This window comes from Sphingorhabdus sp. YGSMI21 (assembly GCF_002776575.1).
In the GTDB taxonomy this organism is placed as follows: domain Bacteria; phylum Pseudomonadota; class Alphaproteobacteria; order Sphingomonadales; family Sphingomonadaceae; genus Parasphingorhabdus.
On sequence record NZ_CP022548.1, the window covers coordinates 3,133,269 to 3,148,560 of the forward strand.

General features: G+C 57.2%; 10 protein-coding genes. 5 read left to right on the forward strand and 5 right to left on the reverse strand.

The features are described from left to right. Window positions 1-12: 12 nt before the first annotated feature. Genes CHN51_RS15070 through CHN51_RS15080 form a run of 3 tightly spaced genes read right to left on the reverse strand, consistent with a single transcriptional unit; the run spans window position 13 to window position 5,893 of the window. A complete protein-coding gene (locus tag CHN51_RS15070) occupies window positions 13-1,428 on the reverse strand; it encodes an efflux transporter outer membrane subunit (RefSeq protein ID WP_100094754.1) in 1,416 nt (471 codons plus the stop codon). Continuing rightward, window positions 1,425-4,649: a multidrug efflux RND transporter permease subunit gene (locus CHN51_RS15075; RefSeq protein ID WP_100094755.1), complete on the reverse strand. Its 3,225-nt coding sequence runs from the start codon at window positions 4,647-4,649 to the stop codon at window positions 1,425-1,427. The genes CHN51_RS15070 and CHN51_RS15075 overlap by 4 nt, the downstream gene beginning before the upstream one ends. Before the next feature lie 44 nt (window positions 4,650-4,693). Next, a complete protein-coding gene (locus tag CHN51_RS15080; protein ID WP_100094756.1) occupies window positions 4,694-5,893 on the reverse strand; it encodes an efflux RND transporter periplasmic adaptor subunit in 1,200 nt (399 codons plus the stop codon). Window positions 5,894-6,371: 478 nt separating this feature from the next. Here CHN51_RS15080 and CHN51_RS15085 point away from each other — a divergent pair, with 478 nt between their 5' ends. Beyond that, the gene (locus CHN51_RS15085; RefSeq protein ID WP_100094757.1) at window positions 6,372-7,544 is read left to right on the forward strand and encodes a thiolase family protein; all 1,173 of its coding nucleotides are present in this window, start codon (window positions 6,372-6,374) and stop codon (window positions 7,542-7,544) included. Between the two features lie 49 nt (window positions 7,545-7,593). Next, a complete protein-coding gene (locus tag CHN51_RS15090) occupies window positions 7,594-8,523 on the forward strand; it encodes an acyl-CoA thioesterase II (RefSeq protein ID WP_100094758.1) in 930 nt (309 codons plus the stop codon). 3 nt (window positions 8,524-8,526) lie between these two features. Here CHN51_RS15090 and CHN51_RS15095 read toward each other — a convergent pair whose 3' ends face one another. Further along, window positions 8,527-10,245, reverse strand: coding sequence for a class I adenylate-forming enzyme family protein (locus CHN51_RS15095; protein WP_240616960.1), 1,719 nt, complete (start codon window positions 10,243-10,245; stop codon window positions 8,527-8,529). Window positions 10,246-10,299: 54 nt separating this feature from the next. Then, the gene (locus CHN51_RS15100) at window positions 10,300-12,336 is read right to left on the reverse strand and encodes a 3-hydroxyacyl-CoA dehydrogenase NAD-binding domain-containing protein (RefSeq protein WP_100094759.1); all 2,037 of its coding nucleotides are present in this window, start codon (window positions 12,334-12,336) and stop codon (window positions 10,300-10,302) included. A gap of 186 nt (window positions 12,337-12,522) precedes the next feature. On the opposite strand from CHN51_RS15100, the gene CHN51_RS15105 reads away from it, so the two are divergent. Genes CHN51_RS15105 through CHN51_RS15115 form a run of 3 tightly spaced genes read left to right on the forward strand, consistent with a single transcriptional unit; the run spans window position 12,523 to window position 15,234 of the window. Beyond that, entirely contained in the window at window positions 12,523-13,602 is a 1,080-nt protein-coding gene (locus CHN51_RS15105; RefSeq protein WP_100094760.1) for a VOC family protein, read from the forward strand. A 34-nt stretch (window positions 13,603-13,636) separates the two neighbouring features. Further along, window positions 13,637-14,161: a cytochrome b gene (locus CHN51_RS15110; protein WP_100094761.1), complete on the forward strand. Its 525-nt coding sequence runs from the start codon at window positions 13,637-13,639 to the stop codon at window positions 14,159-14,161. A gap of 41 nt (window positions 14,162-14,202) precedes the next feature. Further along, window positions 14,203-15,234, forward strand: coding sequence for a fumarylacetoacetate hydrolase family protein (locus CHN51_RS15115; protein ID WP_100094762.1), 1,032 nt, complete (start codon window positions 14,203-14,205; stop codon window positions 15,232-15,234). Window positions 15,235-15,292: the final 58 nt, after the last annotated feature.

Below are 15,292 nucleotides of genomic sequence, written 5' to 3' on the forward strand. Positions count from 1 at the left end.
CGACGTTCCAAATCAAGGTCTGATTCCACCACCGAGCGCGATAAAAAGCGACACCTGGTTCTGGTCATTCGCGCGGATCAGTTCCAGCAGAGACTGTTGGGCGCTGAACAGGTTTCTCTCTGCGTCCAGAACCTCGAGATAGCTGACGACGCCCTCGCGGTAGCGCAGACGGGCTATCCGTGCGATCGCTTCTTGCGCCGCAACCGTGCGCCTTGCCGTATCGACCTGTTCGCCAAGCCAGCGGCGACCGGCCAGAGCATCGGAAACCTCGCGAAATGCCGTCTGCACGGTCTTGTCATAAGTGGCGACTGCCTCGATTTCGAGAGCCCGGGCAAGGCCGAGGTCGGCATCGCGTGCGCCCCAGTCGAAGATCGGCAGGCTGATCGATGGACCGAAGCTCCAGGTAAAATTGTCATTGCTGAAAAGATCATCCAGACTGTCGGACGTTAGTCCGCCGGACCCGGTCAACGATATGCGCGGGAAAAATGCCGCGCGCGCGGCGCCGATATTGGCGCGTGCTGCGCTCAGGTTTTGTTCGGCTGCGACGATGTCAGGACGGGTGAGCAACAGATCGGAAGGAAGACCTGCGTCGAGAGGGCCGGCAAATTCCTGCCTCTCGAGCGGAAGACTGTCGGGCAGATCGGCGGAAAGCCGGCCACCAACCAATACCGTCAACTGGTTGCAGGCTTGTGCGTGCGAGAGGCGTTGTGCCCCCAATGTTTGCTTCGCTTGGGTCAACAGCACTTCTGCCTGCCGGTAATCGAGAGCCGATGTGACACCGGCATCCAGCCGCAATTTGGCGATCCGCAAGCCTTCGGTCCGGCTTTGCAGGGTCGCTTCGGCGAACGCGATCTGTTCCCGCGTTTCGATAAGATCGAGATAGGTCGAGGCGACATCACCGATCAGTGAAAGATAGAAAGCGCGCTGGGCCGATATGGTTGCCAGATAGCTGGCGCGCGCGGAGTCACTCAAATTGCGGACGCGGCCCCAGAAATCCAGTTCGAAAGAGGTGACGGCAACGCCGACATTATAATTGTCGATTGTGACCGAACTGCTGCCGCCGGTGTCCGTCTCGAGCGGCGTGCGCGTGCGAATCCCGCTACCGCTGGCGTCGATTTGCGGCAGGCGCTGGCTGTCCTGGATCCGGTATTGGGCGCGCGCCTGTTCGATGCGCGCCGTAGCTGCCACCAGGTCACGGTTGTTTTCGACCGCGGCAGCGAGCAGCCGTTTAAGCTGCGGATCGTTGAAATATTCGCTCCAGCCCAGTTGCGAGGCGATAACGGCGCCGTCGGGACGATATTCGCCATCATAGCCCGGCGCGGTAGCAAGCTCCGGACGCCGGTCTTCAGGCGCCAGATTCACGCATCCGCCGAGCAAGGTGGAGCAGGCCAAAACAACGGATAATGCAAGACGGGACGGTCTGGTCATGCGCTTTTCCCTTCTGCCTGGTCTTCATCGAGTGAACCGGCCGCCATCGGAGCCTGTCGGCTCAATTTCTGCCGTACCAGCATGTACAGCAGGGGTATGATGAAGATGCCGATAGCGGTTGCGCTGACCATGCCGCCCATCACGCCCGTTCCCACAGCTATGCGGCTGTTCGCGCCGGCACCCGTCGCAATCGCCAGCGGCACCATCGCCAGGATGAAGGCAAGCGAGGTCATGATGATCGGACGCAGACGCAAGATTGCAGCCGTTTTGACCGCATCGATAGTCGATTTGCCCGCCGCCTCTTCCTCAATGGCGAATTCGACAATCAAAATGGCGTTTTTCGCCGCCAGTCCGATGATGGTTATCAACCCGACATTGAAATATATGTCAGCCGACAATCCGCGCAGCAGGGAAAATACCACTGCGCCCAAGACGCCGATCGGAATGATCAGCAGGACCGCCAAGGGCACGGCCCAGCTTTCGTATAGCGCGGACAGCAGCAGGAAGACCACCAGCACGGAAAGACCCAGCAACAAGCCGATCTGGCCCGCTGACTGCTTCTCTTCATAGCTGAGACCGGTCCATTCATAGCTGATCCCTTCGGGCATTTGCGTCATCGCCTCTTCGACCGCTGCCAGGGCATCGCCGGATGACATGCCGGCCGCAGCAGATCCCGAAACGGTCATCGCAGGATAGCCGTTATAGCGCGCAAGACTGGGCGCCCCGGCCGTCCATTTGGCGGTGGCGAATGTTGAAAATGGTACCAGCTCACCCTGATCGTTCGGCACCCGCAGCGCCATCACGTCATCCGGGGTCATCCTGTATCGGGCGTCTGCCTGCACATAGACTTCCAGCGATCGCCCGTCGAGAATGAACTCATTGGCGAAAGCGGAACCAAAATTGATCGACAATGTGGTGTTCACATCGCTGATGGACAGACCAAGCGAACGCGCCAATACCCTGTCGATATCGACCTTGAGTTGCGGGGCGGGTTCCTGGTCTTCCGGCCGCACGCCCGTGACCACATCGCTTTGCGACAAGATGCCAAGCAACTGATTGCGCGCTTCTGTCAGCCTGGCCCGGCCCAAACCGGCGCGATCTTCGATTTTCACGCTGAAGCCGCTGGCGTTGCCCAGAGACTGGATGGCGGGCGGTTGTATCACGAATATGATCGCATCTTCATTTTGCGCGAATTGTCCCATCGCCTCGCTCCACAACGCATCCGCCTGGCTTTCATCGGCGGAGCGTTCGTTCCAATCGATCAAGGGCGAAAACATCATCGCATTATTCTGGCCCTGCCCATAGAAACTAAAACCGCGCACCACGACCAGATCAGAAACCTCATCCTTGTTCATCCAATGATCGGAAACGGGCTTAACGGCTTCCTCCGTGCGCGCCCGGGTGGCGCCCGAAGGCGATTGCACGACGGTTATCAGATAGCCCTGATCCTCGGTGGGCAGGAATGCGGTCGGCAGGCGCAGGAACAACAGGCCTGCAACCAGACACAGTACCAGGAACACGGCAAGGCCGCGCATGGGGCGTCCCAGCAACGAGTCGGTCGCACGGCCGTAGCGGTCGGTCAGCCGCGCAAACCAAAGATTGAATTTGTTTAGCCAATCCGAAACATAAGCGATAATTTTTGCCCAAATCTTCGCTACGCCGGTATTTTCTTCCTTATCGGCTTCGACAGCGTCCAGGTCGGATTCCGTCTCGCCGTCCCTGATAGGCTTCAGCAGGGTCGCGCACAGAGCGGGAGTCAGGGTCAACGCCATCAGCGCAGAGAATAGAATGGAAACCGCCAGCGTTACCGAGAATTGACGGTAAATGCCGCCCGTGGATCCGGGGAAAAAGGCCATCGGCAGAAACACCGCGACCAGCACCAGGGTGATCCCGATAATAGCCCCGGTTATCTGGTCCATCGCCTTACGTGACGCCTCGACCGGCCCGAGCCCTTCTTCGCGCATGATCCGTTCTACATTTTCAATCACGATGATCGCGTCATCGACCAATATGCCGATGGCGAGCACCATGCCGAACAGGGTCAGCACGTTGATCGAAAATCCGAACATCCACAGTCCCAGACACGCGCCCGCCAGCGCGATCGGTACCACCAATGTGGGAATCAATGTGGCTCGCCAGCTCTGCAGGAAAAGAAACATGACGAGGAACACCAGAACCATTGCTTCGATCAGGGTGGTGACAACCTCTTCGATGGAAATAGTGATGAAGGGGGTGGTGTCGTAAGGTATGCTCCATTTGACGTCAGCGGGGAGACTGGATTCGATTGCCTGCATCCGCGCCTCAACCCCTTCGGCGACCGAAAGCGCATTGGCTCCTGTGCCGAGCTGTATCGCCATCCCCGCCATCGGCTGGTCGTTCAGCGTTGTCGATGTGGAATAGCTTTGCGCGCCGATTTCCACGCGCGCGACATCACCCAGACGGACCGTCGCGCCGCCGGTTTCGGCGAGCAATATGATTTCCTCGAACTGCTTGGTAGTGGTGAACCGGCTTTGAGTCGTGATGGTAGCGTTGATCTGGGTGTCTTCCAGAACAGGAAGCGCGCCGAGGGAACCGCCGGCGGTCTGGCTGTTCTGTTCGCGGATTGCGGCGAGAACCGTCGATGGCGTTAGCTTGAACGAAGCGAGGCGTTCGGGGTCAAGCCAGACCCGCATGGCATATTCGGAACCGAGCAGAGTCACGTCACCAACTCCGTTTACCCGGCGTAACTCGTCAATGATCTGGGTCGATGCGATATTGCCGAGATCGGTGGAATCAAGGTCGCCGCTTTTCGAGGTCAACGCGACGATCTGCAAGAAGCCGCTGGTGGCTTGCCGCACTTGAATCCCCTGCTGGGTCACATCACTGGGCAGGCGGGCCTCGATTGTGCTGAGGCTGTTTTGCACGTCGGTTTGCGCAATGTCTATGTCCGTGCCCGCTTCGAAAGTCAGCGTGATCGAGCCCGTGCCATTGGACTGGCTGGACGAGGACATATACAAAAAGCCTTCGATACCGTTCAGCTGCTGCTCGATCAGCTGGATCACATTTTGTTCCAGCGTCGCGGCATCTGCGCCGGGATAGACGACCGATATGCTCAGGGATGGCGGGGCCACTTCAGGATATTGCTCGATCGGCAACTGGCGCAAGGCGATGAAGCCGGACAATAATATGCCGAGCGCGATGACCCATGCAAAAATGGGGCGATCAATAAAATATCTTGGCACTGCTCAGCCCAACTTTCGCGAAATATATAGCTGGCTCGACAGGATCATCGCACGGCCTCCGTTTTCGGTTTGGAAGCAGATGGAGCAGTCGGCGTTTTCGGTGCGGCTTTAGTGCCGGCGCTATCCGATACATTCATAGAATTTTTTGCTGTCACCGGCACGCCCGCCCGGATTTTCTGCAAATTGCTGACGATGACCTTGTCGCCAGCTTTCAGCCCGCTTTCGATTATCCACTTGGCACCGGCCATTGCGCCCAGTTCGACGGAGCGCTCGGCCGCCTTGCCGTCACCATCAATAACCATGACGGTGCCCCCAGTTTCGCTAATGGTTACGGCTTTCTGAGGAACCATAAAGCCCCCTTTCTTCTTGCCCACAAATATTCGAGCCCGGACAAATTCACCTGGCAGCAAGAGTCCGGACGGGTTGGCAAACTCGGCCCGCAAGTCCACCGTACCGGTGGTCTCGTTGACCGAAAAATCCAGAAAGTCGATCTGGCCGGGGATCGGATATTGGGTGCCGTCTTCGAAAATCAGTTCGACCTCTGCGCTATCATTTTCGTTCAAGACAATGGTCCCGTCGGTAATCCCCCGCCTGACGTCCAGAACGCGCGAGGAAGACTGAGCAAAGGTGACATAAACGCGATCGGCCTGTTCTATACGCGTCATCAACGTGGCTTCAGAGGCACTAACCAGCGCGCCCTCGGTCACTTCGGCGCTCCGCGCACGACCGCTGATGGGCGCCCGGACCGTGGTATAACCAAGTTGCAGATTTGCGGCGTCAAGCTCTGCCTTGATCTGGGCTACGCTGGCCTGGGCTTCGCGGGAAGCTGCTACTGCTGCATCATATTCCTGACGGCTTATAGCCTGTTCCGCAACCAGCGGCCGATAGCGATCTACCACCGCTTGCGCATTGGCTGCCGTGGCTCTTGCCCGTTGCAGGCTGGCTCGCACCTGCGCGGTGCTGGCACGCAATTCCGAAGGATCAATCGAGAATAACGGCTGTCCGGCCCGCACATTTGAGCCTTCCTCATAGAGACGCCGCTGCACGATGCCGGTGACCCGCGCTCTAACATCTGCGACGCGCACAGCCTCCACACGCCCGGGAAGCTCTATAATATTGGGTATTTCGGATTCGCTCACAGTGTATATTTCCACCGGCATAGCCTGTTGCACGGGAGCTTCCGGGTCGCCGGAGCAACCCATAAGGCCGAGAATAAAAAATCCAGCCAGCACATTTTTTATCATGTTCAAATTCCTGTGTATCGAGCGAATGTCCGATGAGCTTTGGCACGAGGATAGGCCCATCGTTTCCGCACCGCAACATTCATTGTGCACCGCAGCAAAAACTTTTGTTTGGAAGGCGCAAACAAATAATTCGGCCCATTTAGGAGATTTCCCACCAGCCTGCAGTCCCTTTCTCCGCTCCGGATCACAATCGAAATACGGGGCCCAGGGCTGATCTGTCCGCTGTTGACGGGGGTGGATTGCGGTCGTCGAACTGCTCCAACGTTGCGTTTTCGGACCACCGTAAATGCTTGCCCGGACCCGTTAGGCTTCGGGAAGGTGCGCTGCACTTTTGCCACCATCCCGCCGCCGTGCCCCTACCATGTCTTTATGCGCGGCTCTGCGGTGGACTTTTGCACCCTGCCCCCTATAAATCCGCTTGGACACAGACCGCGACACCAAAACCAACACTCGCGGCACATCGGCAGGAGAATTCAATATGCGTGAAGCAGTCATCATATCCTATGCTCGCACCGGGCTCGCCAAAGCCGGACGCGGCGGCTTCAATATCACGCCTCCGATGACAATGGCTGCCCATGCGGTGAAACATGCCGTTGCCAAGTCGGGTGTCGAAAGCGATTTCGTCGATGATTGTATTTTCGGCAATGTCGCGCACGCGGCTCCCAATATCGGGCGCAACGCGGCGCTTCTTGCAGGGCTTCCCAAAACCACCGCCGGGGCCACGGTTAACCGCTTCTGCTCGTCCGGCATGCAGTCTATCGCGATAGCGGCAAACCATATCCGCGGCGACGGCGCGGATTGCGTTGTCGCAGGCGGCGTCGAAAGCATTTCGATGCAGGGCCCCCGTGCGCCCGAAGGCAGTATCGACGAGGAAATTCTGAAAATCGCGCCCGCGATCTTCATGCCGATGATCGAGACCGCCGATATCGTTGCAGAGCGCTACAATATCAGCCGCGAATATCAGGACGAATATTCCCTGCAATCGCAGCAGCGTATTGCGAAGGCCCAGGAAGCCGGGCTTTTTGACGATGAAATCGTCCCCATGCAGACCAGGATGAAAGTCGTTGACCGGGAAACCAAGGAGGAAACCATCGTCGATTACACGGTGGATCGGGACGAGTGTAATCGCCCCACGACCACCTTGGAAGGCTTGGCCAGTCTGAAACCGATCATGGGCGAAGATAAATATATCACGGCCGGTAACGCCAGCCAGTTGTCCGATGGAGCCGCCGCGCTCGTGCTTATGGAAGCGAAGGAAGCGGAGCGTCGCGGTCTGAAGCCATTGGGGCGTTTTGTATCCTGGGCGGTAGCCGGATGCGAACCGGATGAAATGGGCATTGGCCCGGTATTTGCCGTTCCCAAACTGCTGGAGCGCCAGGGCCTCACCGTTGACGACATTGATATCTGGGAACTCAACGAAGCCTTTGCCAGCCAATGTCTGTACAGCCGCGACCGGCTGGGTATCGATCCCGAGAAATATAACGTCAATGGCGGCTCCATCTCGATCGGCCATCCCTTCGGCATGACCGGTGCGCGCTGTGCCGGGCATCTGTTGCAGGAAGGCCGTCGTCGGGGCGCCAAATGGGGCGTCGTCACCATGTGTATCGGTGGTGGACAAGGCGGTGCCGGACTGTTCGAAATATACCCCTGAGCCTTCGCATCAGTCAGAATAAGATAGATTTTAAGGAATAAACGCAGTTTTGGATCAACTAACAGACGAACAAGTCGAGCGCCGGCTGTCCGCCGCTCTGGCCCATCGCACTTCCGTGCCCGCAGAGAAACTTATCGCCGGATTGCTCCGGACTTTCACGCTCACCGCGGATGGTGATGACGAGTTCATTTTTCCTGCGCTCAGCTCCACCGCGCGCGAACGGATTTTTGGCGGACAGGTGATCGCGCAGGCGATTGTCGCGGCGGACCGCACGGTTGACGACGAGAAGAATATCCATTCGCTCCACTCCTATTTTCTGCGGGCCGGAGACGAAACAAAGCCGCTGCATTTCCGGGTACACCGCGATTTTGACGGACGGAGCATTTCCAACCGCAGGGTCGTTGTCCGTCAGAATGACAAGGTCATCTTCAATCTGACGGCTTCCTTTCAGAAGCCGGCCGAAGGGCTGCATCATCAGGTGGATATGCCCGATGTATTGCCGCCGGAAGACTGTCTGAGCGCGATGGAGCAAATCGCCCGGAACCCGCAGGTCTCGGACAAACATATTGAGCGGATGAGCATGCCTAGGCCCTTTGACGTGCGCAGCTTCCACCCCGAAGCCAAAACCAAGCACGCGCGCCAATATCAGTGGTTCAAGACCGTCGCACCGCTGCCCGACGACCCGCTTACCCATCGGGCGACTTTGGCGTTCGCCTCGGACATGGGCTTGCTCTCGACGTCGATGATACCGCATGGACTGCACTGGACAACGCCGGGACTATTCTCGACCAGCCTTGATCATGCCATGTGGTTCCATGACGATTTCAGGGTCGATCAATGGATATGTTACGTGATGGACAGCGACTGGACCGGCAGCACGCGCGGCCTCAACCGAGGTTCGCTTTACCGGCAGGACGGCACATTGGTCGCATCGGCCGTACAAGAAGGTCTTATCCGACTGATGCCGCCCAAAGTCTGAGGCTCAGAAAAGCGTCTTCAGATCCTTTTTCAATATCTTGCCATTGGCGTTACGGGGCAGGCTTTCGGTCCGGAACAGAATCTGTACCGGCACTTTGAAACTGGCCAGCCGTTCCCGGACCCATTGCTGCAATTCCGCCTCGCTGGCGGTTTTGCCTGGAACGAGCTGAACGATAGCCGCCGGTTCTTCGCCCAGTGTCTTGTGGTCGATGCCAACGAGCGCCGCATCCATCACAGCCGGGTGGTCGTAGAGAATATTCTCCACCTCGGATGAATAGATATTCTCTCCGCCCCGAATGATCATGTCTTTCGCGCGGTCCACGATATGGCAGAAACCTTCGTCATCCAGTCGGGCCAGATCGCCGGTCCGCACCCAGCCGTCGACAAAGGTTTCAGCCGTCGCGTCCGGACGGTTCCAATAGCCTTTGACCACCATCGGACCGCGGGCCCACAGTTCGCCGACGTCACCGACGGGCATTTCCTGGCTGCCGTCGTCGCTCATAACCTTCAGGTCTGCTGCCGCCACCGGCGGACCGCAACTGGTCGGCCGATTGAGATAATCCTCGGCGCTATGTGATGTAACCGTCGCCATGGTTTCGGTCATGCCCCAGCCGTTGCCGGGAAGAGCGCCGAAAACTTCATAGATTTTCCGGGCGAGCTCCGGCGCAGAAGGGGCACCGCCATAGGCGATGGAATCGATGGAGCTGAGGTCATATTTGTCGCGGTCCGGATGTTCGATCAACTGCCACGCAATGAATGGCACGCCGCCGGTTGCATTGACCTTTTCCCGTTCGATAATCTCCATCGCCTGGACGGTATCCCATTTGTGCAGGAAGACCATCTTGTGGCCGCCGTGAACAGTCGGCATCATTATCGCCGAACAGGCCGTGCAATGGAACATGGGCACCACCGTCAGGCCCACGCGAACCGTAGGCTCGGGAAGCTCGTCGCCGCGTCGCAAGGCTGCCGCCGCGCCGGAATAGCCGACCGAAATTGCATTTGTGGTGAGGTTGCGGTGCGAACCGAGCGCCCCCTTCGGCTGTCCGGTCGTGCCGCTGGTGTAGAAAATAGTCGCTGGATCATCGGGTGCGATATCAACCGCCGGTAGTTTCTGATCAGGCAATTCCGCATAGTCATTGGGCCGGCCGATAATTTCTTCCAGAGGACGCGCAGGATCTGCCAACGCCACCGGGCTGCGCGCCACAATGACATGGTCGAGATCGGGCAGGTCCGCCATGTGGGGCGCAATGCGATCCCATCGCTCGGCATCACAGAGCAGCACGCTGGTTTCGGAATTGGCCAGTCCGAAGACCAGCTCCTGGTCGGTCCACCATGCATTGAGCGGGACAACAATCGCACCAACCGACGTCGCTGCAAAAAATATCACCGGCCATTCGGGCAGATTGCGCATCGCCAGCGACACCCGGTCACCTTTGGCCACGCCCATATTCTGCAGTTCGAAAGCCAGAGCGGCGACCGCGCGGTACCAGTTCTCATAGGTAACGCGTTCATCTGCATATATCAGGAATTCGCTGTCACCATGGCCGCGCGCATGTTCCGCCATGGCGGCGAGCGTGGGATGGGCATGTTTCCAGACACGGGTTGCGACGCCGTCAATATCGACCATTTCCATTTCAAACGGCTGGTCCGGGGCGCACAAGATGGATTCGACTTCCTTGCGCGACCGTACGGGCCATCCAGCAGGCGGTGTCCACTTTTCCAGTGGATCTATTGCTTCAGCTGACAAAATTTTCTCTCCTAAACGATAAAAATTGTTCTATTTGTTGAACTTGCCTCCTGCGGCGGCCTTTTCCTGCAACATGTTTGCAACCGGCAGACCGTGTTTTTCCAGGCCGGCGACAATATTGTCGAGCCCAACCGTATCGGCCCAGAACATCGGACCGCCGGTATAAAGCGGCCAGCCGTAACCATTGATCCAGACGACATCGATATCGCTCGCGCGCTGGGCCATGCCTTCTTCGAGGATTTTGGCGCCTTCGTTGACCATCGGATAGAGCAGGCGCTCGCGAATTTCGTCTTTCGAAATTTCACGCTGCGCCTTGCCGGATTTGGCAGCGAATTCGGCGATGATCTGTTTGACCTCATCGGATGGCGTGCGTTGACGCGCCTGATCATAGTCATAAAAACCCTTGCCGACTTTCTGGCCCCAGCGACCGACGGCGCACAACGCGTCGCGCAAGGTCTCGACCCGTTCCGGATCGCGATGCCAGCCGATATCCACGCCGGCCAGGTCGGACATCTGGAACGGTCCCATCGGAAAACCGAATTCGAGCAATACATCGTCGACGTCCCAGTAATTGGCGCCTTCCATGATAATGAGATTGGCCTGCTCCTGACGCGGGCTGAGCATCCGGTTGCCGATAAAGCCGGGGCAGACGCCCGAGACGGCCGCGACTTTGCCGATCTTTTTCGACAGCTTCATCGCGGTCATCAGTACATCGTCTGCGGTCTTCTCGCCGCGCACGATTTCCAGCAGCTTCATCACATTGGCTGGCGAGAAGAAGTGCAAGCCGAGCACATATTCGGGCCGCTTCGTTACCGCAGCGATCTCGTCGATATTCAGGTAGCTGGTGTTGCTGGCCAGGATCGCGCCCTGTTTGACGATTGCATCAAGCTTGGTGAACACGTCCTTTTTGACATCCATATTTTCAAACACCGCTTCGATCACCAGATCGCAATCGGCTAGATCACCATAGGACAGGCTGGGCGTCAAAATGCCCATGGCATCCTCGACTTGCTGCTCCGTCATCCGGCCGCGCTTGGCTGTGTTCTCGTAATTTTTCCGGACCACGCCAACGCCCCGGTCGAGCGCTTCTTCTTTCAATTCAACAATGGTCACCGGAATGCCGGCGGACAAAAAGTTCATGGCAATGCCGCCACCCATGGTCCCGGCACCCAAAATACCGACTTTATTAATCGGGATGAGATCGATCTTGGGGTCGATACCGTCGATCTTGTTTGCAGCACGTTCGGCGAAGAAATAGTGTCGCATGGCTGCCGACTGGGTGCCGGTCATCAGCTTTATGAACAGTTCACGCTCTTTCGCGACGCCATCGGCATAGGACAATTCCCCCGCAGCCTTAACCGCCTGAATGCCCGCTTCCGGAGCCTCGAAGCCACGAATTTTCCGACCATTTTTCTGACGGAATTCGTCGAATATCGCGGGGTTTTTTACGCCATCTTCGTTGGCTGTGCCTTCGGAAGACCGGGGCGGTTGTTTGCCGATCTGTTCGCGGGCGAAGGCTATTACATCTTTGGCCAGGCTGTCTTCACCGACGATTTTGTCTACAAGTCCGATCGAGTGGGCCTTGGTCGCCGAAATGGGATTCCCAATCACAACCATGGGTAACGCCGCTTCCGCGCCGACGACCCGCGGAAGGCGCTGGGTCCCGGCCGCGCCCGGGATAAGCCCCAGCTTGACCTCGGGCAGGCCCATTTTAGCCGACGGAACAGCAACCCGATAGTGACAGGCCAGTGCAACTTCGCAGCCACCACCCAGCGCGGTGCCGTGAATGGCCGCAACAACCGGCTTGCTGCTGGCCTCCAGCCGGTCGAGGGCCTCGCCCAAATTGGGCCCCTGCATCGGCTTGCCAAATTCGGTTATGTCGGCACCGGCAAAAAATGTCCGTCCGTCACAGCGGATCACCACCGCTTCTATCTCATCATCGGATAACGCTTCTTCGATGCCGTCGACCAGTCCCTGGCGTACGGCCGCGCCAAGCGCGTTGACCGGAGGGTTGTTCGAGATGATGACAAGAATATTGTTCTGTTTCTCGGTGGTGACGACAGACATTTTTCTCTCCTTGATTATTATGTCCAGAGGCAGAACAGATGCCATGCGCCATGTCAATCGTGACGGTATATGCTGACATGGAAACCCGCTCCGTTGTGAGATACCCGTGCATGTGCAGCCAGGGAGTCAGTAGTCAGCAAATTCGGACAAATCTCGAATTCTGTTAAGAGCATTGCCGGGCCCCAAATGGGTCCGCCGTTTTCGAAAGAAATCATTTCGCAAAATAGCTGCTATTTTAGACAACAGTTTGCTTTCTACCGGCTCTGCGTTGAATTCGGTACAAGTTTCAAGCTGGCACCCCGATGTGCTGCACAAACAAATAGCGAGAGAGCAATGCCAGTCCGTTCACTTCACCACGTTTCCTTCACCGTTACCGATCTTGATAAAACGCAACAATTTGCGGAAGATTTCGGTCTCCTCACCGTCGAGAAAAGCAACGACAATCTTGTCATGAAAACCGGCGGCGGCGATGCATGGTGTTATCAGGCCCGACCCGGAGAACGTGGTTTTTCCAGCCTCGGTTTCCTTGTCGACAGTGAAAGAGACCTGGAGAACGCAATCAGCGACCATGGCGCGACCGCCATCCGCGAGCTCGACACACCCGGCGGCGGTCTGGGAGTGACGCTCACCAACCCTGAAGGGATGAAAGTCGATCTGGTGTACGGAATAGCGGGAGATGTCCCAATAGAAGTTCAACCGGAACTGCGTCCCAATACGCCGGCAGCACGGACCCGGTTCGGTGAGCCACAAAGCACCCGTCCACTTGGACCCGCGACTTTGTACCGGCTGGGACATCTGGGGTTGTTTGTAAAAGACTATAAGGCAAGCGCAGAGTGGTTCGAAAAAACAATCGGCCTCAAAGTCAGCGACTCCATGCATGTCCCGGGAAATCCCGAACATACGGTCGTGGCATTCATGAGAATTGATCGAGGCGAGGAATGGGTCGATCATCATTCGGTGTTCCTTGCCCAGTCCGACAAAACAGACCTGCACCATATTTCTTTCGAAGCACAGGATTTCGAAGCACAGGCTCGGGCGCACCGCTGGTTATTGTCGAGGGGCTGGCAACCCAATTGGGGTATCGGGCGGCACCCTCTGGGCTGCCATGTGTTCGATGTCTGGTTTGACCCGGACAGATACCGGTTCGAGACCTTCACCGATACCGACTTGCTGAACAACAAGCACGAAACCGGCCATCACGACATTTCTTCCCATGAAATGGATGCCTGGAGTTCAAAGCCGCCGGAGGCCTATTTTGAAGACTAGGGCTCAGAACCTTTCTCGGGAGAACAAGGCATCCATGCGATATTCGCGTGTTGCCGTCTGGCTGCACTGGATGGTCGCGGCGCTGGTCCTGGTCACGATCCCGCTCATCCTTTACGGCGGTTCGGGGGACAGTGCCGGACATGACTTTGCAACCAACAGCCACAAGCTGATCGGCCTGACGATATTATCTTTGACTGTTGTCCGGCTTCTCTGGCGGCTCACACACAAGCCGCCTGCTCTGCCGGACTCGATGGCAAAACCCCTGCGCCTGTTCGCCAGAAGCACGCATATGCTATTCTACCTTCTGTTGTTGGCGATGCCGCTTTCGGGATGGTGGATGACCTCGGCCTTCCCCAAACGCCATCCGATCGAGGCAGGACCGTTCGAGATTCCGTTTCTTCCGGTGCCGGTGGACATGGCTTCGGCCGGGGCTGCACATGAAGTACACGAAATCGGCGGTTGGCTTATGATCGTCCTGATCATGCTGCACATAGCCAGCGCTCTGAAACATCATTTCATCAACCGCGATGCAGTCCTGTCGCGGATGCTCATCCGGTAAGACTTCGATTTCTCCCACTTCTAGTTTCAAAGGAATAATCCATGACAAATTTCAACTCCGCTACAGGCCTGGCCGAAGGAAGCTTTGGCGTAGGCACATATCAAACCGCCGAGGGAAAGCAGTTCCCCGGTCTGGTCCTTCCCGATGGAACGGTATTCGATCTTTCCGACCAATATCATGATACGCATGCCATTTTCGCCGACTGGGATAGAGCCGTTGACGGATTGAACGACCTTGCCGCCAAGAAAGGCAAAGTAGAATTGCGTTTCGAAAATCTCAAGGCTCTGCCTGTCGTTGCGCACCCCAATATGCTTTGCGCCGGATCGAATTATCGCGCCCATGTTGCAGAGATGATGACGCACAATAAGTTCAACCAGGACAAGAGGGAACCAGGCGAAAGCGACGAATCCTTCTATGCACGCAACCTGGCTGAAGTCGACCGGCGGGCAAAAGAGGGCATGCCGTTTTTCTGGACCGGCCTGCACTCCTCCCTTTGCGGTGCCAATGATGATATCATTCTCCCGCTGATCGGCGAACATCCGGACTGGGAACTGGAATTCGGCGTGATCACAAAAAACACCGGCCGCTATCTTACTTCCGAGGAAGCTGACGATGTGATCGCTGCCTATGTAATGTGTAATGATATCGGGACCGTCGATGAATTCCGCCGTGCCGACGTCAAATTCGGTTACGACTGGGTCAGCAAGCACCAACCCAATTTCAAGCCGCTCGGACCATTTGCCGTGCCCAAGGAATTTGTTGATCGCAGCAAAGTGAAGATCACTCTGAAACTGAGCGGGCAAACGATGCAGGACTGGCCGATCAGCGACATGATCTTTCCACCTGAAAAAATTCTGTCTTACGCATCGGAACGGATAAAGCTGACGCCGGGAGATCTTTTGATCACCGGCTCACCTCCCGGCAATGGTGCCTCGCATGGCAACCGCTGGATGCGCCCCGGCGATATCGTCGAAAGCGAAATCACCTATCTCGGACGGCAGGTCAACAAGGTTGTTGCCGAGGAAACCGGAGGCAGGACACCGAACTTCGGGCCGTTCATAACCGAATGGTAGAACGGCATAAAGCAGTCGCGTAGCCGCAGAAGTTTCCGGCTAGCATAGTGATTGCCGG

Excerpts from the sequence above, each read along its gene's own strand:
- CHN51_RS15115 (WP_100094762.1), top strand. The coding sequence starts at position 14,203 with ATGACAAATTTCAACTCCGCTACAGGCCTGGCCGAAGGAAGCTTTGGC.
- CHN51_RS15110 (WP_100094761.1), top strand. The coding sequence starts at position 13,637 with ATGCGATATTCGCGTGTTGCCGTCTGGCTGCACTGGATGGTCGCGGCG.
- CHN51_RS15085 (WP_100094757.1), top strand. The coding sequence starts at position 6,372 with ATGCGTGAAGCAGTCATCATATCCTATGCTCGCACCGGGCTCGCCAAA.
- CHN51_RS15100 (WP_100094759.1), bottom strand. The coding sequence starts at position 12,336 with ATGTCTGTCGTCACCACCGAGAAACAGAACAATATTCTTGTCATCATC.
- CHN51_RS15105 (WP_100094760.1), top strand. The coding sequence starts at position 12,523 with ATGGGTCCGCCGTTTTCGAAAGAAATCATTTCGCAAAATAGCTGCTAT.
- CHN51_RS15070 (WP_100094754.1), bottom strand. The coding sequence starts at position 1,428 with ATGACCAGACCGTCCCGTCTTGCATTATCCGTTGTTTTGGCCTGCTCC.
- CHN51_RS15080 (WP_100094756.1), bottom strand. The coding sequence starts at position 5,893 with ATGATAAAAAATGTGCTGGCTGGATTTTTTATTCTCGGCCTTATGGGT.